This is a genomic window from Rahnella ecdela (assembly GCF_019049625.1).
Lineage (GTDB): Bacteria > Pseudomonadota > Gammaproteobacteria > Enterobacterales > Enterobacteriaceae > Rahnella > Rahnella ecdela.
This window is the reverse complement of the sequence record NZ_JAFMOY010000114.1, coordinates 19,619-41,856: the sequence shown is the minus strand read 5'-3', so window position 1 is coordinate 41,856 and position 22,238 is coordinate 19,619. Positions and strand designations below refer to the sequence as shown.

General features: G+C 48.7%; 17 protein-coding genes. 6 read left to right on the top strand and 11 right to left on the bottom strand.

Features of this window, described 5'->3' with window-relative positions; all coding sequences use genetic code 11:
• Positions 1-49: 49 nt before the first annotated feature.
• From J1784_RS05885 to pdxR, 5 genes are all read right to left on the bottom strand, one after another.
• Positions 50-1,669 carry an ABC transporter substrate-binding protein gene (locus J1784_RS05885; protein ID WP_238485412.1) on the bottom strand — a complete coding sequence of 540 codons (1,620 nt, stop codon included), beginning with the start codon at positions 1,667-1,669 and terminating at the stop codon, positions 50-52.
• A 688-nt stretch (positions 1,670-2,357) separates the two neighbouring features.
• Complete coding sequence (locus J1784_RS05880; RefSeq protein WP_120508591.1) at positions 2,358-3,344, bottom strand: replication initiation protein; 987 nt, start codon at positions 3,342-3,344, stop codon at positions 2,358-2,360.
• 1,375 nt (positions 3,345-4,719) lie between these two features.
• Positions 4,720-4,929 carry a plasmid partition protein ParG gene (locus tag J1784_RS05875; RefSeq protein ID WP_120508590.1) on the bottom strand — a complete coding sequence of 70 codons (210 nt, stop codon included), beginning with the start codon at positions 4,927-4,929 and terminating at the stop codon, positions 4,720-4,722.
• Positions 4,926-5,552: a ParA family partition ATPase gene (gene parA / locus J1784_RS05870; protein WP_120508589.1), complete on the bottom strand. Its 627-nt coding sequence runs from the start codon at positions 5,550-5,552 to the stop codon at positions 4,926-4,928. The genes J1784_RS05875 and parA overlap by 4 nt, the downstream gene beginning before the upstream one ends.
• 1,462 nt (positions 5,553-7,014) lie before the next feature.
• On the bottom strand, positions 7,015-8,526 hold the full coding sequence (gene pdxR / locus J1784_RS05865; RefSeq protein ID WP_217148422.1) for a MocR-like pyridoxine biosynthesis transcription factor PdxR: 1,512 nt from the start codon (positions 8,524-8,526) through the stop codon (positions 7,015-7,017).
• A gap of 143 nt (positions 8,527-8,669) precedes the next feature.
• Here pdxR and J1784_RS05860 point away from each other — a divergent pair, with 143 nt between their 5' ends.
• On the top strand, positions 8,670-9,938 hold the full coding sequence (locus J1784_RS05860; protein ID WP_120508587.1) for a 4-aminobutyrate--2-oxoglutarate transaminase: 1,269 nt from the start codon (positions 8,670-8,672) through the stop codon (positions 9,936-9,938).
• A gap of 8 nt (positions 9,939-9,946) precedes the next feature.
• On the top strand, positions 9,947-11,401 hold the full coding sequence (locus tag J1784_RS05855; RefSeq protein WP_217148421.1) for an NAD-dependent succinate-semialdehyde dehydrogenase: 1,455 nt from the start codon (positions 9,947-9,949) through the stop codon (positions 11,399-11,401).
• Between the two features lie 28 nt (positions 11,402-11,429).
• Here J1784_RS05855 and J1784_RS05850 read toward each other — a convergent pair whose 3' ends face one another.
• The 4 genes from J1784_RS05850 to J1784_RS05835 all read right to left on the bottom strand — a co-directional run bounded on the left by J1784_RS05850 (position 11,430) and on the right by J1784_RS05835 (position 14,774).
• On the bottom strand, positions 11,430-12,458 hold the full coding sequence (locus J1784_RS05850) for a type II toxin-antitoxin system HipA family toxin (RefSeq protein ID WP_217148420.1): 1,029 nt from the start codon (positions 12,456-12,458) through the stop codon (positions 11,430-11,432).
• Positions 12,455-12,766, bottom strand: a complete 312-nt coding sequence (locus J1784_RS05845) for a HipA N-terminal domain-containing protein (RefSeq protein WP_120508584.1) — start codon at positions 12,764-12,766, stop codon at positions 12,455-12,457. Before J1784_RS05845 ends, J1784_RS05850 begins: the two co-directional genes overlap by 4 nt.
• On the bottom strand, positions 12,751-13,044 hold the full coding sequence (locus J1784_RS05840; protein ID WP_120508714.1) for a helix-turn-helix domain-containing protein: 294 nt from the start codon (positions 13,042-13,044) through the stop codon (positions 12,751-12,753). Before J1784_RS05840 ends, J1784_RS05845 begins: the two co-directional genes overlap by 16 nt.
• Before the next feature lie 215 nt (positions 13,045-13,259).
• Positions 13,260-14,774, bottom strand: a complete 1,515-nt coding sequence (locus tag J1784_RS05835; protein WP_217148419.1) for a sugar porter family MFS transporter — start codon at positions 14,772-14,774, stop codon at positions 13,260-13,262.
• A 302-nt stretch (positions 14,775-15,076) separates the two neighbouring features.
• On the opposite strand from J1784_RS05835, the gene fabV reads away from it, so the two are divergent.
• Complete coding sequence (gene fabV / locus J1784_RS05830) at positions 15,077-16,273, top strand: enoyl-ACP reductase FabV (RefSeq protein ID WP_120508582.1); 1,197 nt, start codon at positions 15,077-15,079, stop codon at positions 16,271-16,273.
• A 744-nt stretch (positions 16,274-17,017) separates the two neighbouring features.
• On the opposite strand, the gene J1784_RS05825 is transcribed toward fabV, so the two are convergent.
• Both J1784_RS05825 and J1784_RS05820 read right to left on the bottom strand, forming a co-directional pair.
• Positions 17,018-17,704 carry a hypothetical protein gene (locus J1784_RS05825; RefSeq protein ID WP_217148418.1) on the bottom strand — a complete coding sequence of 229 codons (687 nt, stop codon included), beginning with the start codon at positions 17,702-17,704 and terminating at the stop codon, positions 17,018-17,020.
• A 457-nt stretch (positions 17,705-18,161) separates the two neighbouring features.
• Positions 18,162-18,563 (bottom strand): MarR family winged helix-turn-helix transcriptional regulator, encoded by a 402-nt coding sequence (locus J1784_RS05820; protein WP_217148417.1) that lies wholly within the window; start codon positions 18,561-18,563, stop codon positions 18,162-18,164.
• Between the two features lie 110 nt (positions 18,564-18,673).
• Between J1784_RS05820 and J1784_RS05815 the strand changes: the two genes are divergently transcribed.
• From J1784_RS05815 to J1784_RS05805, 3 genes are all read left to right on the top strand, one after another.
• Complete coding sequence (locus tag J1784_RS05815; RefSeq protein WP_217148416.1) at positions 18,674-19,624, top strand: alpha/beta hydrolase; 951 nt, start codon at positions 18,674-18,676, stop codon at positions 19,622-19,624.
• A 229-nt stretch (positions 19,625-19,853) separates the two neighbouring features.
• Positions 19,854-20,666: a helix-turn-helix transcriptional regulator gene (locus tag J1784_RS05810; protein WP_120508712.1), complete on the top strand. Its 813-nt coding sequence runs from the start codon at positions 19,854-19,856 to the stop codon at positions 20,664-20,666.
• Positions 20,667-20,765: 99 nt separating this feature from the next.
• Positions 20,766-22,181 carry an NAD-dependent succinate-semialdehyde dehydrogenase gene (locus tag J1784_RS05805; protein WP_217148415.1) on the top strand — a complete coding sequence of 472 codons (1,416 nt, stop codon included), beginning with the start codon at positions 20,766-20,768 and terminating at the stop codon, positions 22,179-22,181.
• Positions 22,182-22,238 lie beyond the last annotated feature (57 nt).

Below are 22,238 nucleotides of genomic sequence, written 5' to 3'. Positions count from 1 at the left end.
CAAGGCCGCCGCACCGGCAAAAGTGCGGCGGCAATGTGGTTGAACGGGATTATTTTACGATTTTGACGTCCGGCAGACTGCCGGTCAGACCGTTGTAAATATCCGGTTTAAACCCCGTCACACGGGCGCTGCTGGCGGAAAGGATTTTACGGTTACCGAGCAGGATCACCGGCGGATCGTTGGCCAGTACTTTGTACAGTTCGTGGTAGATCGGCTTCCGTTTTTCAATATCCAGCGTCGCGTTGCCTTCATTGATCAGTTTGTCGACTTCAGGGTTGTTATAGCCAGACTCCGTGGATTCTGTGCTGTAATAATCCCAGACGCCATCGTGCGGATCGTTGAGCGTGCTGGTGCTGAAGGACGCCAGATCGTAATTCCCGGCCTTGCGTTGTGACATCAGCGCGTTAAAGTCCACAACTTGTGGTTTCAGCAGCACGCCGATTTTCTGGTAGTTCTCTTTCGCAATCGGGATCAGCGCATCGTTCAGCACTTTTTTGCTGACCAGCAGCGTCAGTTCCAGACGTTTACCGTCTTTTACACGGATCCCGTCGCTGCCCGCTTTCCACCCTGCTTCATCCAGCAGCTTATTTGCCTGCGCCGGATCGAATTTGTACGGGTTCACGCCTTCAGTGTTATACGCCCAGGAAATCGGCGCGATCGGCTCGATCGCTACTGAGCCGTAGCCCTGATAAACCACGTCGATCAATTTCTGACGATCCAGGCCGTAAATCAGCGCCTGACGTACTTTCACATTCTGCAATGCCGGGCGTCTGACGTTGAACTCAATCTTGCTGTAATCGCTGGAACCGTACAGGTTGATGTTGGCAAAGCCGAGCATTTTCAGCTGTTCGATATCATCCGGGCGCGAAGTGAATGCGTCGTAATCGGTGTCACCGGTCTGGAACAGCTGGAAGTTAGTCGACGGATTGGTCACGCGATAGATAAAGCGCGGGGTCGGCGGTACTCCACGATAATAGTTGGCATTGGCGTGGAAACGGATCTCCTGCCCCGGAATATATTTGTCATACACATACGGGCCATTGCCCAGTGGTTTACCGTGCAGCGTGCGCAGGTAATCAAGATTTCCGCGCGTGTAGCCTTTGCCGTAATACGCTTTCGACAGCACCGGCCCGCCAATTTTCTGCAACGTCGTCGCACCCGGCTGTGTGGTGGTGACCTGCAACGTCAGCGGGTCGATCACTTTCAGGCCGCTGATGCTGTCAGCCTTACCCTGCTTATACTCATCACCACCGGCAATGTGTGCCAGTGTGATGTCCGTGTCGCCGTCGTATTTCGGGTCATACAACACGGTCAGCGTGAATGCGACATCTTCTGCCGTCAGCGGAGAGCCATCACTGAACTTCAGATCGTGGCGCAGTTTGATGGTGTAAGTTTTGCCATCAGGGCTGACGGTCCAGCTTTCTGCCAGACCAGGGACCAGTTTACCCTGGCTGTCCCAGTCAATCAGACGGGCGAAAATCACGTTAGTGACGTTTTCATCCCAGCCGTTAACGAAAAAGTAAGGGTTAAAAATACCCTGAGGTTCTGAGATCCCGGCGATCACCGTATCGGTGCGCAGTTTCGCCGCAGCAGGAACCTGGCTGGCATCGGTTGCCGGTGTGATGCCTTCTTTTAAGACATCATCAGCGTAAGCAAAAGAGGACAACATTACCGCGCTGGCCAGTAATGCGATTTTGAAAGAGGCAGTGCGGCGCACGCGTTGTCCAGCTGGCGCGAAGGAAGAACGTAATAACGTAGCCAAAAGAGATCCCTCATCTGTAAGGAGTGCAAACGGTTTACAAAACATGACAAAGAGTAAGGACGCCGTTTGGCCTTGTCTAACAACGAAAAAATATGGCTTATAGCTGTTAGTTATTTCTTAATGCCCAAAAAACCTCTTCGAACAATCAAGTTAAATTCGATAAATTTGTCATGTTATTTTTTGATTAATTAAGCCATTTTTTAGCTATACCCATCACTGATGACGATGAAATGTCGGTGCACTGGTGCAGGGCGGTAATCAAAGAATATGCACGGCGCATGGTGTAAGTACTCACTTACATCCTAGGTCTTATTTACAGTAGAAACAGGCATCCGTCCTGGAGTATACGTCTCGCGTGATCCCTTTTTGTAACCTATGCCTTATCACTTTGGATTCAGTCCGCTGAAAAAGCCGCCAAAACGGCTAATGTGGAAAGATTACCTGATCACACCCAGTAAGTACTCACTAACACCGTAAGCCCTATAACATAAGAGAACTGCTGAGAAACCACATATCTTTTCCAGATGCCGGTCAATAAAAAACGGCATATCTTACTATCGATACGCCGTTCAAGTTTGGGTCGGAAATCAGGTTTTCAGGCCGCGGCTTTTTTGCTGCGGGAACTGACTTCAGAGAGAATTTCTTTTTGTTTATTCTTCTCGCCAATCATCTTGTACCAGCCTGATAGCTTGCGCAGATCCGGCAACGTGGCCTTTTCCTCGACATCGTAGGAGCTTAATTTATCGAGATACTCTTCAAAGATTGCAATGCAACGTCGTGCCCACTCCCCTTCGAGAGCAGACCCTGCAACAGCACGCGGACGCCGTGGTAAACGCGGACGCAACGGCTTGCTGGCTTCTGGAGCCGATTCATCCACATAGGCAAATTTGATAGATACTACGGTTCTGCCCTGCTTTACCGGTTCCCAGACGACAGAGATGTCGGTATTGGCGTTGATCCGGTTGATCGTCGGCTCAAGCAGCTTCTGACGGAAGTCACGATAGTCCTCGTATTTGCCCGCCAAACCGGCCTTCTCGCGCATCCAGTTAAGATCCAGCGTCACTTCAATGGCTTTGCCGCTGCGTCGCCCGTAGAGGTTCTTGGCTTTGATTAGCCAGCCATACAGGCGCACGGAAAACGGGGTATCAAGTTTCGCTATGTTAGCGAAATTGAGTTTGGTGAAAGATTCTTTAAGTTCATAGAGATACGGCGCAACGTCCTGCCCGAATCTCAGCACAACCGCGCTGTGATCATCACTGCTGACGTATTCCAGACGCGAGAACCAGGAGAGCTGCACAGTACGTACCTTGCCGGTTTTCACATCAGGTTTGTAAATGGTGACCGGTTTTTTCATCAGACTTTCAGCTGCTTCGCGTAACTGGCGGTGGCTGCTTGTCGGGTTTACCCCGTAGATCCGCTGATAATCCTGAGGGAAAAGTCGATAAAGCGTATCCGGTTGCGGTTTCCTGCTATCAATTTGAGCCAGCGCGAGGTTAAGCAAGCGCATTTCATCCAGAGTGACGCTGTATGCGCCTTCAAGAAGATCGTTCCCCTGAACTACTGTGAGTTTATTCAGTTCCATGTAGCAGGATCCATAAGTGGAAAGAAGGTAAATTATTCCACATAAAAAATGCTGCCGTAAAGTAAAAACAAAAGTTATTTATTGTATTAAAATCATATAGATAAGTGATGATCAAAAAAAACAGATCAGGAAAATTCTCCACATAAGGATTTCCAGCGCATCAGGGATCCTTTTTTTAACATGCTGGATCGACCACACTTTTACAGGAAATTTCTCCACATATTCCTTCAGGGATCTTTAATCTGCCGGATAGGCATTTGAGCCCCTCATCACTGCCAATGATCAGATAATTCCTCCACATTAGAGGTTTGGTTGAGTGTTTAATCGTCAATTTCTGCAGTGTGACCTCCTTCTCATTTCTTTTTCTAGCCTCGTTCTTGTCTAGGGAGGGATCATCAGGAAAACTTTCCACATATAGCAGACAGTGGGATCAGAAAATGTCTCCACATTAGCGCCACAGCGGGAGGGAGATCAGGAAATGACTCCACATAAGGCCAGCGATCACTTTGCAGAAAATCTTTCCACATATGGATGACTCCGGGATCAGGAAATCTTTCCACTTAACAGGATTGCTCTATTTTGTGAGTACCTATTAGCCTTTGCAAATTGCCATCAGGATCAGGAAAAAGCTCCACATATAGGCATGTGACAACGTCACAAAATTAATAACACGTTGATTTTTATCACTACTTCTCTGATCCCATTAAGAATTTCTCATTTCTAGATCAGATAATGTTTCCACATATACCCTTTAAGGGATCAGGAAAAATCTCCACATAACCGTTTTGCATCCTGCGATCAGCCCTTTCCTGAGCTGTTCCATAGGTGTTCAGGGATCACTTTTGTCTGTTAGTGACATCACGTGACGCTGTCACAGGAAATTCTTCCACATATCTCTGTTTCCTATGGGATCAGGAAATGTTTCCACTTATAAGAAAAGTCTGTGATGACAGTATGTTAGTCATTAAACTGGTCATTACGAGGTGAAGAGCGGGTTATCGCGTAAAATATCCACAGAAAATCCTTCCACGTACATAATGATCTGATCTCTAAAGAAATTATCCACAGAAAAAGACTCTACATTGACCATGAAAAGGATCCACATCAAACATGAAGGATCTCCACCTCGGGCAGGAAATCACTCCACAATGAGTGTTCTAACCTCATGATAATAATAAGTAAAAACCCTCCCTAAAGAGAAAGATCTAAACTTATAAAATAAACAAAACATTATTTGATCTTGGGATCTGATAACAACGGAGAGAAAGCTTCAGGAAGGAGCTGATTAGGGTTTAGGGCAGACAGTGCAAGGGTTACAGACTAGATGCAGTCAGAAACGGGCCTGTAAGACCCGATCCTGCCAGCGATCATAATATTAAGCGCGTTCGTTGTGGATGAGCCAGGCTTGGATCAATTCTGTCAGAACGTCTTTCATTTCGCGATCTTGCAGGAAACAGCTGGTTTTGAACCGACGATGCAGTTCTTCATCGATATTAGTCTGTAATTTTTTCACCGATGCAGGTGGTTTTGCTACAGCGTCCAGTGCTGTGGTCAGTTGTCTGTGCTGGCCAAGTTTCATTTTCATTTCAGCAACTCCGTGATTTCTCTGGTCATAATTTCAATTTCACCCTTCGCATTCCCGTCCGTTGTATCGAAAACGGTGCCACCATCCATCATTGTTCGGATGTAAACCTGGCGTTGGGTCGTACCGGTACGCAGTGCAGGAACACCCGTATCGGCAATGGATACTTTTAATACTTCAAGCATTTTAGCTGAAGCCACTTTTTTGGTGATCAGAAAGCGCGCAATTACTGGTTGCAGGTTTTCGCGAGCTTCCACAACGGCCAAAATAGCGCCACAAGCGGCAAAATCTAATGGTGACGGTGTTACGGGGATCAGAACTAAATCGCTGACCATCACTGCTGCGGATGAAATGGCTGAAATTGCAGCGGCTCCATCAATCACTACGTAATCGTATTCTTTCAGTTGCTTGCGTACGGTATAGACTTCTTTTTCTGAAGCTGCTTCTGCCAGGTCGAACTGACATTTACTTTCGTCGTACCAGTTGCTGATGCTTCCCTGCGGATCAGTATCAACCATCACCACTTTATGGCCTTGTCTCGCCAGACAAGTTGCTATGTTTATTGATGTCGTGGTTTTCCCTACTCCGCCCTTCCCGTTTAGGAAGGAAATAATTTTCGCTGCCATGACAACCTCTTGATGAAGCGTTCAGTGAAGATAACAGGATTCCAAAATCATAAGATTTTAGGATTCATATAGTTTGTAATCTTAGGATTATGGGATTTACTAATCCATGAATCACAGGATTGAGATACTACTATAAAGTTTGCATCCGGAGATTTCAATATCTAAGGATTATAGAATTTCATTATCCCATGATTACAGGATTCAGTAAGGTTGAGTTGATTTGGTATCTCACCATCTGAGATATCCTGTTTTATTAATTTGAGGATTCTATACGGTGAAGATTGTATGATTTGAGGATTACAGAATCTTCAGATTAAGGTTTAACAAATTTTTATGAGGGTTAGTGTACATCCTCCAATCTGCTGATTATTAAATCTCTAAATCTCTAAATCTCTAAATCTCTAAATCTCTAAATCTCTAAATCTCTAAATCTCTGAATTTTAGGAATGCTGGATTCTGATGCCATCCTTTAACTGATATGTCTGTGAAATAAAAATGTATGGACAAGATTAGCCGTACATTTAAAATCTCACCATCTCACCATCTCACCATCTCACCATCTCACCATCTCACCATCTCACCATCTCACCATCTCACCATCTCAACATCTCAACATCTCACCATCTCAACATCTCAACATCTCAACATCTCAACATCTCAACATCTCAACATCTCAACATTCTGTGCTCCGGAGATGGCAATGCCACTATCACGGAACTATGGGATTCTAAAAGTGTCAGGATTATAGGATTTATTTACTGAATCCCAGGGTGCTACGCCTAATGGGATTCTATGATTCTGACCTTACACAATCTCAACAGGCGATGTGAACGCATTATAGGATTATGAAATCTTGTAATCCTTAAATCCTTTTACAGAGAGTGGCGCAGTGAATGTGATTTCAGGATTATAAGATTTAATCTTGGAATAAGATTATGTGATTATGTAATCATTGTATTAATATCAATGAGTTAAATGATGAATAATTGAGGGGGTAAGGATTGTGTAATCTCAGGATTTCAAAAGAATCTTAAGATTGTATGGTCAACTGACAAATTTTCAGGATGATAGGATTCTGGAATCGTGAGCTGTGATGATATGAACCGGAGATCATGAGAGTGATTCTGGGATTATAGGATGTCCATCCTGGGGTTCTGTGAGGTCAGGATTAGGATTTAAGAATTATAGGATTACAGGATTGATGTTTACAAATCTTAGGATTTTTAGATTACATGATTAAAGGATTGTGGGATTTAGTAATCCAATCTTGTGATTCAAAGATTCAAAGATTCCAGGATTGTGGGATTAAAAGATTAGTGGCTGATCACAGGATGTTGAGATGTTTGGATTTAGTGATTGCAAACTCCTGAGATTAAGTGATTCTGTAATCACAAAATCACAAAATCACAAAATCACAAAATCACAAAATCACAAAATCACAAAATCACAAAATCACAGATTCTCATTTTCGTAGTGAACCCTCTAATTGCAACCTGCGTTTCAGGCAACGGACGATATGACCGAATGCGATTTCTATTTCTTCCTCAGGGACACAAGCATACCCAAGCAATAATCCTCGCCGCGGGGCAGGGCGCGAGTAATAAGCTGAAAGTGGGCGTGTAAGGATGTTCAACAGTTCAAGCTCTGCACACAACGCAACGTCATCAACAGAATCTGGCAAGGAAAGAATAAGATGCAATCCAGCGTTAGTGCCCTCACTTAGATATTCGGGGCCAAGTTCCTCTTCAATGAGACGTGTTAGCGCATTTCTGCGCTTGCCGTAGATCAGACGCATTTTGCGGATATGCGCTGCGTAGTGTCCTTCGCGAATAAATTCGGCAAGGGTTAGCTGTGTCAACCCGTTCCCGCCGCGGTATAACTCCGAGTGTGCGATTTTTAAGCGTGACGCCAACGTGCGGGGTAGAACAACGTAACTGATTCGCATCGCCGGGTATAACGTTTTGCTGAATGTTCCGATATAAATTACCGGTGCATCGCTGCTTAGCCCCTGCAATGCCGGGATCGGGCTGCCCGAATAACGGAACTCACTGTCGTAATCATCCTCAATCACCCAACTGCCTTGCCCGCTGGCCTGCGCCAGAATTTTTTGACGACGCGCCAGACTCATGACCGATCCGAGCGGATAGTGATGTGAAGGTGTCACACAAATGAGTTTAGGTACTCGAAAATTTTCTGTATTAGCGGAAAAATCGTCAGGCGGAGCCATACCATTTTCATCTACCAGTACCGGCTGGATATCCACGCCATTGATGGTCAGCACATTACGGATCCCCCAGTAACTCGGTTCCTCGATCCATGCGACATCGCCAGGGTCACACAACATTTTCGCCAGTAAATCCAGGGCCTGATGTGTACCTGATGTGATAAGGATTTGTTCAGCCGTGCAATCGACAGAACGTGCAATACGCAGATAATCCGCCAGTGCTTGTTGCAGCTCCGGGCATCCGCCGTGGCGAGAATAGGTAAGGAACTCAGGGTGCAGATGCCGGCTCAACCGGTTCTGAAGTTTGCGCCAGATATCATGCGGAAACTTTTTGACGTCAGGCACACCCGGCATAAATGCGCCCCATTGTTGCGAAGCAACGCCTGTGCGCTTCAGTAGCCGGACGCCGCGTTCTGAAAGTACAACATGGCTGAGAACCGGCGTGCAATGATGGACAGCGTTATCAGCAATCACACCATCTTTGGGTAAATCTGATGTGACGAAGGTTCCACTTCCGGTACGGGTCTGAATGTAACCCTCTGCCTGCAATTGGTCATACGACGCCAGCACAGTATTTCGCGAAATGGCCAGCTCTTTAGCCAGGTCACGCGAAGCAGGTAAACGGCTGCCGGGCATGATACTGCCGTCGAAAATAGCCTGCTGCAACGCCTGATAAACGCGCTTATTTAGTGTACCTGCAGAACTGTCTGCCAGGCGCTGTGAAATGAGGTCAGAAAGCAGTGAACGCAAAGTGGTACCTAAAAATAATTAAAAGTGGTTCTAGATTATAGAGCCGCTGGCGGGATAAAAAACAAGAACGGATTGCTATTTCGACAAATTGTTCACCTTGCAATCGGCAATCTACAACATCAACCTTCATGCAGGAGCGAAAGATGAGTCACAGTGAACTGGAAAAACGCCGTAAAGAAGCGACCCCAAGAGGTGTTGGCGTAATGTGTGATTTCTACGCGGCGAAGGCAGAGAACGCCACGCTGTGGGATGAGCAAGGACGGGAATACATTGATTTCACTGCCGGGATTGCCGTGTTAAACACAGGTCATCGTCACCCAAAAATTGTTGAAGCGATCCGCAAACAGCTCGATCTTTTCACGCATACGGCCTATCAGATTGTTCCTTATGCCAGCTTTATAAGCCTGGCCGAGCGCATCAATGCAATTTCTCCGGTCAATGGCAAAGCCAAAACGACATTCTTCAGTACCGGCGCGGAAGCGGTCGAAAACGCGGTGAAAATTGCCCGCGCTGCAACCGGTCGCCCCGGGATTCTGACTTTCTCCGGCGCGTTCCACGGCCGTACGCTGCTGACTATGGCGCTGACGGGCAAAGTAGTTCCTTACAAAGTGGGTTTCGGGCCTTTTCCTGCCTCCGTTTTTCACGCGCAATATCCGAACGCGGTTCATGGCGTTACGACTGAAATGGCGCTGGAGAGCATCGAACGTATTTTCCGCAGCGACATAAGTCCGCAACAGGTAGCAGCGATTTTGTATGAACCGGTGCAGGGGGAGGGCGGTTTCAACATCGCGCCTGAAGATTTCGTGAAGGGATTACGTGAAATTTGCGACCGTCACGGCATTGTCATGATTGCTGACGAAGTGCAGACCGGTTTTGCCCGTACCGGCAAAATGTTTGCCTCAGATTATTATCCGGATGCAAAACCTGACATCGTTACAATGGCGAAAAGTCTCGGCGGCGGGATACCGATTTCCGGTGTGTCAGGTCTCGCTGAACTGATGGACGCGCCTGAGCCGGGCGGTCTGGGCGGAACTTATGCCGGTAATCCGCTGGCGGTGGCATCGGCCCTTGCCGTGCTCGACATCATCGAAGAAGAAAAATTGTGCGACCGCGCCAGCCGTTTAGGGGCAGAGCTGGTGGAAGTGCTGGAGAAAGCCAAAGCGACATGTCCGGCGCTGGTGGATGTCCGTGCTCGTGGTTCGATGGTGGCGGCAGAATTTAACGACCCGGCCACTGGCAAACCTTCCGCTGAGCTGACAAAACACTATCTGCGTAAAGCGCTGGATGCCGGTTTGCTGATGCTCAGCTGCGGTGTACACGGTAACGTGATCCGCTTCCTTTATCCGCTGACCATTCCTGATGCCCAGTTCAAAGACGCACTGGCGATTTTATCCCGCGTTCTGGCTGACTGAGGCAATTTATGCAACTGAAACATCAAAGTCTTTTACGCCAGCAATGCCTGATCAATGGCGAATGGTATGACAGCGAAAGCGGCGAATTCGAAGAGGTGATTAATCCGGCAACCGGTGCAGTCATTGGCTGCGTTCCGCAAATCACCACGGCGCAAACGGCACAGGCTATTGTGTATGCCGAGCAGGCGCAGCGGGGCTGGAAGGAAAAAACCGCAAAACAGCGTGCCGCGCTGATGCAGAAATGGGCGCAGCTGATGCTGGAACACGCCGACGACTTAGCAGCGATACTGACAGCAGAACAGGGCAAACCGCTGGCGGAAGCAAAGGGTGAAATTGTCTACGCCGCTTCCTTTATCGAATGGTTTGCCGAAGAAGCCAAACGCGTAGAGGGCAGCGTTCTGGCTCCGGTTCAGGCATCGCAACGAATGCTGATTCTGAAACAACCGATCGGCGTATGCGCGGCGATCACCCCATGGAATTTCCCGGCAGCGATGATCACCCGAAAAGCCGCACCGGCACTGGCTGCGGGCTGCTCGATGATCGTCAAACCTGCGGAACAAACTCCGCTCAGTGCGTTAGCGCTCGGTCAACTGGCGATGGAAGCCGGTATTCCGGCAGGCGTATTGCAGGTGATCACTGGTTCAGCGCAGGCCACCGGTAAAGTGCTGTGTGACAGTCCGGTTGTGCGCAAACTGAGCTTTACCGGATCAACAGAAGTGGGCCGGATCCTGATGGCGCAAAGTGCGCCGACGGTGAAGAAGCTCTCGCTGGAACTGGGCGGTAACGCGCCATTTATCGTGTTCGATGACGCCAATCTCGAACGTGCTGTAGCCGGGGTCATGGCCTCTAAGTTTCGTAACAGCGGACAAACCTGCGTCTGCGCTAACCGGATTTATGTCCAGGAGGGCATTTATCCGGCACTTATCGCCAGACTGGTCGAAGAAGTGGAAAAGCTCCGCGTGGGCGACGGTACAAAAGCCGGCATCACACAGGGGCCGCTTATCGACCAGGCAGCGGTCAGCAAAGTGAAGGAGCATATAGAAGACGCGTTATCGCAGGGGGCCACATTACTGACCGGCGGTCAGCCGGATGCGTTGGGCGGCACTTTCTTCCAGCCGACGGTTATCGGGAATGTCACTTCTGCGATGAAATTTGCTCGTGAAGAAACGTTCGGACCGGTGGCGCCCGTATTTAGTTTTACCGATGAAGCGCAGGTCGTGGCGATGGCAAACGACACTGAATTTGGCCTTGCGGCATACATTTTTACCCGCGACGCAGCGCGCCAGTGGCGGGTTCCGGAAGCGCTGGAATACGGCATGGTGGGGATTAACACCGGTTTGATTTCAAATGAAGTCGCGCCTTTCGGTGGCATCAAACAATCCGGTCTGGGACGTGAAGGCTCAAGTTACGGTATGGACGATTACCTGGAAATGAAATATCTGTGCATTGAGCTGGGTGAATAACGGAGTCGGAATGTGTTTTCCTGGTGGGTCAGGGTAAATCCATAACCTCCAGCAGATGTATTCTGCGTGAAACATATTCCAGAACTTTGTCACGCTGCTCTGCAGGCATATGACTTTCATTGTAAGTATCGATGATGAGCTGGTGGCTTCTTATTACGTTAAGTAACCATTTTCGTACAAGTTGATTTTGGATCCCGATCCCTTCCCCCAGGGAGACAAAATCAGCGCCGGTATACTCACCGAAAGGCGAGTCAAGGCCAGGGGCACTTTCCTGATCGTTTTCTTCCCTTTCGAGGAGTGGCAAAGCGAGATATTCACCAAAGGCTGTGGGGTAAGGAACAACACTGATAAAGTCATAAACGGGAGCGAGCGAAGGCGGGGCATTTTGGGGAAGTAAAATGCCAAAATTGCGCAGATGAAAATCATTATTTCCAAGTACATAGGCATAAACGATACGTAGGAAAATATCGCGTTTATTCGTCAGACTATTGCCCAGGTTATCCAGCAAAAAACGGGCGGCCCTTTGATAACTTACCGCTTTTTTATCGTCGATAGACCCGTATTTATCGCTGATGCCCATCGCACCGTCGAGTTGTTCCTGATGCATGCGGTCATCACCTGTCAGCCCGCGGTCATATCTTCTTATCACGTAGGCAAGCTCACTCTTTTGGTCTCTCTCCTCTTTGCTGAACCTGACGAGGCCGAAAGGAGGAACAATGAATTTAAGGCGAGCCATTACAGACATTGTCGCGTGTTCATTTTCGGCAAGATGAGGATACTCTTCAGGAGAAGGTTTCAGAATATACGTCCCGCCGTTGCTCACCACCCGAAATTCATTATCCTCAATGGCTAACGATAATTTAGGTTGGTAACCCGATATGCTCATGCCTTTCTGACGTTGAGGTTGTTCCTGTATAAACTGTCTGCGTGTAAATGGTAAATCCGGCATCATCCCGGGATTTTGTAGTAAGTGTTTGATGCCTTTTGTGGAATATCCGGTCTCGATTTCGGCACCCTTCAACTGGCTTAAATTGATCAGACAGTGTTCTGAATTCATGATTTTTTCTCTTTAATCACGATGGCACCCAGCAAATCGTCACCGTTATGCATGAGTAGGCCGAATAAGTCCCTGGAGTCGATTTTCTGGATTTCAGAGTAGCGCTTGCGCAACCATCCTTCGGGAGCCAGTCCTTTGAAGAAAGGATGCAAGTCCTCACTTATGTAAGGTTCTGCTCTGACCGGCATGCTTATGGATAGGGCGGGACCCATGTAGGCGGCGCCATATGAAAACTCATACTTACTTTCACGCTCAGTTAATATTCCGGCCACTTCGTCGTATAACCACACCTCTAGTTTTCGAGCCATACTTTTATCCCAAGCTCTTTAAGTAATGCATTGAGATTGAGGGTTTTTGAACCCGCTGGGTCTGCAATCATTCTTTTAAATGTCGATAAAGAAATGCCAATTTGCAGAGCCATTTCTTCATAGGTAATGTTTTGCTGTTTCATTTTTTGAATGATGAGTGGTGTCAGTTTGGATGGTTCAAAAGGGAAACGCTGAAACGCGCTTAAACGTTCGATGAATAACTGCTTCTCATTTTCGGAAAGCTGAGAAAGTAAAATTTCTACGTTTCTGGGGGTCATATTTGACACGATCAGACTCATTTGGTGAGAAATTAAACAAGGTATCTCATTATAAGCTGCAAAGTGTCATATTTGAACCATTTGGTTGTTAAAGATGCAGTTTCGGCACAATCATTAAGAAATTAGTCATTAAAAGGTCAAATATGACACTTTATCGTTAGCCTGTTTTACCGGCCAGATGAGAGCCTGACCGGTAAAATGATTACATCGCGCGCTTAACTTCCCGCTTCCTGCGGTGCCGGTTCATCCTGTAAATGCTTTTTGAAGTGTTTTTCAATCTGCTCTAACGTTTTTCCCTGTGTTTCCGGTGCGAAGATGATCGCGAAAATCCCCCCTGCGACACCGATGGCGGCAAAGCAGAAGAAGGACATCGTCAGTCCGATGGTATCCAGCATGATCGGGAACATAAAGGCGATGGAGAAGTTGGTCATCTGCATAGCAAAGACTGATACGCCGTTAGCCATGCCCCGGATGCGCATCGGGAACATTTCCGACAGCAGCAGCCAGGTCACCGGCGACAGCGCACCCTGCTGGAAGCACAGGAAAATCAGCATACCGCCTAATACCAGATAGCTGCGAACTGCATCTGGATGGCCGTTCACCGTTTCCGGCATCAGCCAGGTTACCAGTCCGATGGCCAGAAGCGTCAGCGTACAACCAATCTGACCGGTCAGCAGCAGCGGACGGCGGCCGAAACGGCTGAGAAGCATGATGCCCACGAACGTCATGATCACTGAAATGACCCCGTTGGCGATAGTTGCCATCAGAGACGCATTCGTGCTTAACCCTGTGGCCTGCAACATGGTCGGCGCGTAGAACATGATGGTATTCACGCCGGAGAGTTGTTGAAGCATGGCGATACCAATTCCCAGAAATACTAGGCGTTTCATCCAGACGGAAATCGTTTTCTGGCGGCGGGAATGCTTCTCGCTTTTGGAACTCATGGAACTGCGGATCTCGCTCAGTTCTTTCTCAACTTTGCCTGCTTTACGCGTGCGTTCCAGCACATCACGTGCTTCACGATAGCGGCCATGCATCGCGTACCAGCGCGGCGTGTCAGGCAGGAATAACATACCGACCCACAAAATCACCGCCGGAACACAGGCAACGCCCAGCATCCATCGCCAGGTGGTTTCGCCGCCCCAGACTTCGTTAATGGCCGCGTTACTGGTGTAAGCAATCAGTTGGCCGGAGACGATCATCAGTTCCTGCAAGGTGACGAACTGCCAGCGGCGGTTAGAAGGCACGATTTCGGCGATATAAATCGGCACAATCGCTGCTGCGCCACCGACGGCCAGACCGAGAATAAAGCGGAACATAATCATCAGCACGACGTTGGGTGCCATAGCGCAACCCAGCGAACCGGCCATAAATATTATTGCCATCACCAGAATAATTTTTTTTCGCCCGAACCGGTCAGCGACCCGTCCCGCAAAGATCGCACCGATGGCAGAACCCAGTATCAGGAAACTGGTGACCATCCCGGTCGTTACCGACGTCAGATGCAGATCGTGCTTCATGAACAGCAGCGCGCCTGCAATTACCCCTGTATCGTAGCCAAACAATAAACCACCGAGGGTGGCAATAAACGCAATTACTTTTACCAGCGGTTCGGTCGGCGGTGGCGTTTTCTTCGCCTCGCTTTCCTGCCCGCTGTTGAGTTTCTGAGTCACAAGTGCTCCCTGTATTTCATTATTGTTGTCATGTTTTGTGTGATGTAGATCACACAAGCTCTAAATCTAACCCATGTTGAGGATTTTGGTAGGCAGCAGGGAAAATTAGTCTTGGATTACAACGCAGATACTAAAATTTCGGAAAATACTGAATGCGGCGCAGGAGTGAGGCGGGAAGTGCATTACACTTTCCCGAAGAGGATATCGCGGTTCGTTTTTTATCCGCTCGGGTAAAATAAGCGCTGTATTTGCTTCAGAGAAGTCTGTTTACGATGGGATAAAGCAGCAGGTTTTGCCTGAAACGGCGCAAACCTATATTCTATCGGCCAATTTACTGAGACAGTTGCAATGAGGTCTATATGATTATCAAACCACGCATCCGTGGCTTTATCTGTGTTACTGCCCATCCGGAAGGTTGCAAGGCGAACGTTAAAGAACAAATCGACTACGTTACCGCGCAAGGCAAAATCGAAGGCGGTCCGAAAAAAGTTCTGGTGATCGGCGCATCTACCGGTTACGGCCTCGCTGCCCGCATCTCAGCTGCTTTCGGTTCTGACGCAGCAACGCTGGGCATCTTCTTTGAACGTCCGGGCGATGAATCTAAAACTGCTACCGCAGGCTGGTACAACTCCGCTGCCTTCGAAGAATTTGCGGACGCAAAAGGTCTGTACGCAAAAAGCATCAACGGCGACGCGTTCTCTGATGAAGTGAAGCAAAAGACCATTGAGCTGATCAAACAAGATTTAGGTCAGGTTGATCTGGTGGTTTACAGCCTGGCAGCGCCGCGCCGTACCCATCCGAAAACCGGTGAAGTGTTCAACTCCACCCTGAAACCAATCGGTAAGCAAGTCACTATTCGCGGCATCAATACCGACAAAGAAACCATCAACGAAACCACGCTGGAACCGGCTTCTCCTGAAGAAATCGCGGGCACTGTAGCGGTCATGGGCGGCGAAGACTGGCAGATGTGGATTGATGACCTGAAAGCCGCCGGTGTGCTGGCTAACGGCGCGAAAACCACGGCGTTCACCTACCTGGGTGAAGAAGTGACGCAGGACATCTACTGGAACGGTTCAATCGGTGAAGCGAAGAAGGATCTGGACAAACGCGTTCTGGATATCCGCAGCTCACTGGCCACTCAGGGCGGCGACGCACGTGTTTCCGTACTGAAAGCCGTTGTGACGCAGGCGAGTTCTGCCATCCCTGTGATGCCGCTGTATCTTTCCCTGCTGTTCAAAGTGATGAAAGAGAAGGGCACGCACGAAGGTTGTATCGAGCAGGTTTATGGTCTGTACAAAGACAGCCTGTATGGCGCTGAACCGCTGGTCGATAACGAAGGCCGTCTGCGCGCTGACCTGAAAGAAATCGCGCCGGAAGTACAGGCAGAAGTCGGCAAGCTGTGGGATGAAGTCACCAACGATAACATCGCTGAACTGACTGATTTCGCGGGCTACAAAAGCGAGTTCATGCGTCTGTTCGGCTTCGGCCTGAACGGCGTTGATTACGCTGCCGAGACCAATCCAGACGTGAAAATCAAACATCTGATCCAGATGTAATTTGGTTTTACGTTAAGCGATTGCTAAACCCCGCATTTGCCGAAAGGTGGGTGTGGGGCTTTTTTATTGGAAGTGGAGTATAACGCATTGATTTATTGGCTATAGCCAATCAGCTGCTCCCCATTGATCCCGATATGGCAAGGTGAGTTATGTAACCATGGTTGAGCTCTCGCTCATAGCAGACCTGATGACCACTCTGCCTATCGGCTTGCTGTGAGTGGAAATTGGCCTTTTTAGCTACCCTGCGGTCGGCCTTCATTTCAACACGTTTTTTCGAAAGCTCCAGCAAGCGGCAGTCGATAGTGTCACGAACGACCCACAAGCCTTACATTTTGATAGTTTTCACTAAAGATCCCTTTTCATCCCAGCGGTAACCAACAGCTTCACGCCTCGCTGGATGAGGTTAGGTTTAGGCTGGTATCGCGATGCTGCCGGGGTACTTTTTAAAGCCGCCCAAAGTTCACGTCTATTTTGGGTATCAGTTGTATTGATGCGAATACAGTGGCTAGCTTCATAATATAAAGCAGTCGATAACAATCATTCTGTTTCCATTAATGTGTCCCATAGGACACATTAATGGAATGTATTCTTTTTAAGTATCCGAGGGGATAATTAGTGTGTTTGATTTTTATCCTTAACATTGGCCCTCGTGAGATAATTTATGAGCTCATATGAAGATTGCATCCGAGATGCTGAAAATGTCAGGCGCACATAAACAAGCCGCCTAGATTGGCGGCTTGTTTGTTATTTAATTCCCGGCTGACGCAGGATGTGCATGGGCTGCTGCTGGCTTACCGTGAACATGCATTCATTCATGCGTTTATACACACCTTCCAACCTTGCATAGTATTGCTTATTCCATTCCTTTCGACGTTCTTCTTCAGCTTTAACAACATAATTGTTATTGTTAAGCGGTAACCAAAGGCTGGTTTCGTTGTGATAAACCGCTTTCATGTGGTTTATTTCACCAATGCAAACTGGGCGAACGAGTCTGGAAAAATCATCCTCACTCAAGCCGTAGATTCTAAAGAACATCAGCGCCCCATCACGCTTATCCTGGGCCTCAGAGTCAGCACTAGACATATTCAATCTTGGCTGAATGTCAGGCATCTGTTTGATGTTGTCATAAACAGCTTTCTCATAAGCATGAGACAGATTGAACGTGGTCACTGTGTCATTGCTATCGGTCAACTTTGCCAAAGAATGATTATTAGGTGATGAGCTTGATTCTGTTGCTGCACTAGTTGGGTCTTGTTTTACATCGAAATGCGAACCGATACCCATCAGGAGGAAAAACGACACAAAAGATATGACGTAGGATGTAGCAGACGCCCTGAATTTTCCTCGCCCTTTTGCAAGCGAGTTCTTGCGGGACTTTTTGAAGATGACAATTGCAACGGTTGTGCACACGACAAAGATTACGAAATTCATGCTCTTTCATTGGATAAACAGACCTGTGAATGGTCGTTATCGTCTTATTTACGATTTGCTTTAGCTCCTTTCAAAAGAAGTCGTGATATGTAAGGACCCTTTTTAACGTGACTGCCCAATGTTTATGGCTCAGGACTAGCTTTGACCGTACTGGTTGACTTGAAAAATTACATACAAGGGAAAAAATTAGCCGACATGAATATTCATTGTTCGAGGGGAATTATCAATATATTCCCATTCATGAAAACGGAGTCTGAATGGAACAGGATTTTGGGTCATGGTCAAAAGGGCGAGGTTTTACGCGCAACTTGATAAATACAGGAACTATTTCGCAGAGCGAGATGGCTCCGTACAGACGTTGATGTTTGAGCCCGCAAACGCATCGAATACGGGCATAGCCTTTAGAAACGCGCTACGGGTTGACCCATTCATCCACTCAGCCAACAGCGTACTCGCGTCACACAAGTGTTGTAAGTAGACGCTCTAGTTCAGCCCGTTCCTGCGCCTTCAGTCGCGTCAGGCGCGTCTCGAAGCTTGAAGACAGCGCCATCGTTGCTGCGTCGAGTGCGCATCTGCCTTCTGAAGTTAACACCAACCGGTGTCGGCGCAGGTCACCCTCATCGATCTCGCGTCGAACGAATTTTTTTGCAACTAGGTTGCGCAAATAAACTGTCACGCTGGCCTTTGGCAACATTAAACGTTTGGCAAGTTCGGCCGGATAGCGGCACGGTTCAATTTCGCCAAGTACAAAAAATTCCTTCGTTTCCAGCCCGAGCGATGCAAGTTGTTCGGCGCATTCGTTCATAACGAGGCTGAGCACTCGGTGGTTCAGAGCCCAGATGTTCGCAGCATCACTCATCCATCCCGCCCGTCTTTATTTATAGTACATGACTGAGATTGTTTAAACATATTCTAGTTCCATATTGTACTATGTTATCTTCAATAGTATTTTACTTGGGAAACACCATTATGAACACCGTCCAATGGCGGTCCACCACATTTGCGCGTGACACTTTTGCCATCGCCGCCGACCTGTACATGCCTCCCACTGGGGATCCCTTGAAGCGCTATCCCGCGCTTGTCATCACCGGGCCTGGTAGCAGCGTCAAGGAGCAGATCGCCGCCAACTACGCGCGCGCGCTGGCAGCGCGGGGGTTCATCGTTCTAACGTTCGACCCTGCCTATCAAGGTGCGAGTTCCGGCCAGCCACGTGATCTGGAAAGTCCGGCGGCCCGTATCGCCGATCTGCGCGCTGCCGTCGATTTCCTGATTAGGCAAAACCAGGTTGACGACGGGCGTATTGGCATGTTGGGCGTTTGCGCTGGCGGCGGTTACGCAGCAGCCGGAACGATGATTGACCATCGCGTAAAGGCCTTGGGGGTCGTGGTACCTAGCGATATCGGCAATGCTTTTCGAAAAATGGTTGCAGCAGATGACGGCCTCAGCCGCCTCCTGGAAACCATCGCCGCGCAAGCGATAAACGAAGCCCACGGCGCTGCGCCGGTACTGCATCAATGGATCCCTGATACGTTGTCCGAGGCCACCGCAGCGGGTATAGCGGACATCGATATGCTGCAGGCTATCACTTACTACCGAACCGAGCGTGGACAACACGTGAACTCCACTAATCGCCGCCATTACTTGAGTGATGCGTTGATTCTTGGCTTCGATGCTTTCCATCTGGCGGAAACTCTGCTCACGCAGCCGGTGCAAGTTATCGTTGCAGGAAACTCGGCGGGGACAACCGGCTCATTTGAAGACGGTTACCGACTCGCTGGGTTGGCTCGAGCTGCGCAACCGGTCATTGAAATCGCAGGCGCGCGCCATTATCAGATGTACGACGTCCCGGAGTACGTCGATCAGGCAGTGGAACACCTTGACCAGTTTTTCACACGTCAGTGGGAAGTCACGCACCGTTAGCGCGAATAGAGAAAGATGCAGGCCCCATGCATTCTTGCCTCGTTGATAGAAAGGCAATTTCCGTCGGATCCTTTCCTCTACTCCCGTGGCAACCAATGTTAGCCACGGAAATGAAGGATTTTTTGCTTAAACTGTATCGTTTAGCATAGGGTTCAGATGAGAAAATAAGAAATTCATCAGCATCTTGATGAAGCGTTGGTCAAACAGGCACATTTATAGGCAGACTATTATGGTTAAAAAAACCACGTCAGAGCAGCGTCGTGAACTCGGTGCTTTCCTTGTAAGCCGGCGCGCACGTCTTAATCCTCAGGACTTCGGCATGCAACAGGGTACTCGCCGTACACCCGGTTTACGTCGTGAAGAAGTCGCCGTCTTGGCTGGGGTCAGTGTGAGTTGGTATACCTGGCTTGAGCAGGGGAGAGAGATTAAACCTTCGGCAGATGCACTCCAGCGTATAGCCAAAGTTCTAAAACTTAACCGAATTGAGTCATCCCATCTTTTTGCCCTTTCACCGCGCGAAGAGCCGGTACCACATTCCCTTGAGAATGGCGTGAGTGATGGACTGGAAAGGTTAGTGCGCGCTATCGATCCCATTCCGGCCTATGTGAGAAATGCCCGACTTGATATTCTTGCCTGGAATGATGCTATTGCTGATTTGTTTATTGATTATGGTTCGCTGCAACCTCATGAGCGTAATACGTTGCGCCTGCTGTTTCTTTATAGGCCATATCGCACCCAGATCCTGGATTGGGAGCAGATGGCTCGAGGGATGATCTCCGTTTTCCGCGCATCACGCGCCCATGCTCAGGACAAAAAGCCTTTTGACCATCTCATTGAAGAACTCTCTGAAAAAAGCCCGGAATTCAAAGAGTGGTGGCTGGATACGGAAGTGAAAGGTATGGGGGAGGGGAGCAAGCGGATTTTGCATCCTACTTCCGGACATATTGAATTTACCTATGTCGCTCTTACGCCAGAGGGAAGACCCGACCTTTCTCTGGTGACCTATATTCCCCGTCACGTTGCCTATGACTCCCAGTCATAGGATAACAAGACGCCTTCCAGGGATGATTCGATCTGCCTAAACTGAATTTTATCGAAGCACACAACGTGCTTCTCTTAAACCGTTTATGAGGCAAAAACTATGTCATCCCAACATGTCACACAGAATACGCTTTCTCCTGATGTCGCGACTTCACGTAATCCTGCGACGGACGAGTTGATCGCGACTTATGCATTCCAAACGGCAGACGAAGTAGAAAGCATGCTGGCAGGTAATAACGCGGCTTTTCGCCTGTGGCGTGCTACTCCCATGCCGAAACGCGTAGAAGCTTATCGTCGTTTATCAGCGATTCTGCGCGAACGCTCAGAAAATTTGGCAGGGATCATCACCGCTGAAATGGGGAAAACACTGGCAGCAGCCCGTGCAGAAGTTGAGAAGTGTGCAGCGACAATTGATTGGATTGCCAGCAATGGCCCGGCAATCCTCGCAGATGAACCTGTTTCTGTCGAAAATGACGACCAGGTACATGTCTCCTATCTGCCGATTGGCTCAATTTTGGCCGTCATGCCCTGGAACTTCCCTTTATGGCAGGTCATTCGCGCTTCGGGCCCAATTATGCTGTCGGGTAACGGTTTTATCCTCAAGCACGCGCCCAATGTGATGGGCTCTGCCTATGCTTTGCAGGATGCTTATGAGAGTGCGGGCTTCCCTAAAGGTTTATTCGCCAATCTTATTGCTGATAACGAAACTGTTGCAGAAGTGATTGAGGATGATCGCATTGCCGCAGTGACATTGACGGGGAGTATGCGGGCGGGGTCTGCCGTATCGGCGATTGCAGGCAAAGCATTGAAAAAAAGCTTGCTTGAGCTAGGTGGATCAGACGCATTTATCGTGCTCGCTGACGCCAATATTGATTTGGCTGTTACAGCGGGTGTTGAAGCGCGATTCCAAAATGCGGGCCAGGTGTGCTTAGCCGCGAAACGGTTTATTTTGGAAAAACCCATCGCGGAGGAATTCACCCAAAAATTCATCGCGGCCGTCAGACAGTTGAAGGTTGGCGATCCGCTGGACCCGCAAAATAGGATCGGGCCCATGGCGCGAAAAGATTTGCGTGAAGAATTACATCATCAAGTAGAACGAACTCTCGCAGCCGGCGCGACACGTCTTCTTGGGGGGTATAAAATCGCGGGCAGTGGTAACTTCTATGAGCCTACCGTATTGGGCGAAGTGGGCCCGGGAATGGCTGCATTTGATGAGGAAACCTTCGGCCCTGTTGCAACTATTACTGTCGCAGATGACGTTGAGCATGCTATTGAGCTGGCAAATACCAGCGATTACGGCTTAGGGGGCAATCTTTGGACCCGCGACGTTTCCCGTGCCCAGCGAATCGCGCGGCGTTTAGAAACAGGAGGGGTATTCATCAACGGATTTTCTGCCACGAATGCACGCATCCCGGTTGGCGGTGTGAAAAAGAGTGGGTATGGTCGCGAGCTCTCCCACTTCGGCCTGCGTGAATTCACAAATGCTCAGGCAGTATGGGCAAAAATAGTTAACTAAGTGCATCATCGACAGGAGGAAAACTCAGTTGAATAAGCATTAATATTAGTGCGTTAT

Excerpts from the sequence above, each read along its gene's own strand:
- J1784_RS05855 (WP_217148421.1), top strand. The coding sequence starts at position 9,947 with ATGCAACTGAAACATCAAAGTCTTTTACGCCAGCAATGCCTGATCAAT.
- J1784_RS05845 (WP_120508584.1), bottom strand. The coding sequence starts at position 12,766 with ATGGCTCGAAAACTAGAGGTGTGGTTATACGACGAAGTGGCCGGAATA.
- J1784_RS05850 (WP_217148420.1), bottom strand. The coding sequence starts at position 12,458 with ATGAATTCAGAACACTGTCTGATCAATTTAAGCCAGTTGAAGGGTGCC.
- parA (WP_120508589.1), bottom strand. The coding sequence starts at position 5,552 with ATGGCAGCGAAAATTATTTCCTTCCTAAACGGGAAGGGCGGAGTAGGG.
- J1784_RS05820 (WP_217148417.1), bottom strand. The coding sequence starts at position 18,563 with ATGAGTGATGCTGCGAACATCTGGGCTCTGAACCACCGAGTGCTCAGC.
- J1784_RS05885 (WP_238485412.1), bottom strand. The coding sequence starts at position 1,669 with ATGTTGTCCTCTTTTGCTTACGCTGATGATGTCTTAAAAGAAGGCATC.
- J1784_RS05840 (WP_120508714.1), bottom strand. The coding sequence starts at position 13,044 with ATGACCCCCAGAAACGTAGAAATTTTACTTTCTCAGCTTTCCGAAAAT.
- J1784_RS05825 (WP_217148418.1), bottom strand. The coding sequence starts at position 17,704 with ATGAATTTCGTAATCTTTGTCGTGTGCACAACCGTTGCAATTGTCATC.
- J1784_RS05815 (WP_217148416.1), top strand. The coding sequence starts at position 18,674 with ATGAACACCGTCCAATGGCGGTCCACCACATTTGCGCGTGACACTTTT.
- J1784_RS05860 (WP_120508587.1), top strand. The coding sequence starts at position 8,670 with ATGAGTCACAGTGAACTGGAAAAACGCCGTAAAGAAGCGACCCCAAGA.
- fabV (WP_120508582.1), top strand. The coding sequence starts at position 15,077 with ATGATTATCAAACCACGCATCCGTGGCTTTATCTGTGTTACTGCCCAT.
- J1784_RS05805 (WP_217148415.1), top strand. The coding sequence starts at position 20,766 with ATGTCATCCCAACATGTCACACAGAATACGCTTTCTCCTGATGTCGCG.
- J1784_RS05880 (WP_120508591.1), bottom strand. The coding sequence starts at position 3,344 with ATGGAACTGAATAAACTCACAGTAGTTCAGGGGAACGATCTTCTTGAA.
- J1784_RS05875 (WP_120508590.1), bottom strand. The coding sequence starts at position 4,929 with ATGAAAATGAAACTTGGCCAGCACAGACAACTGACCACAGCACTGGAC.
- J1784_RS05810 (WP_120508712.1), top strand. The coding sequence starts at position 19,854 with ATGGTTAAAAAAACCACGTCAGAGCAGCGTCGTGAACTCGGTGCTTTC.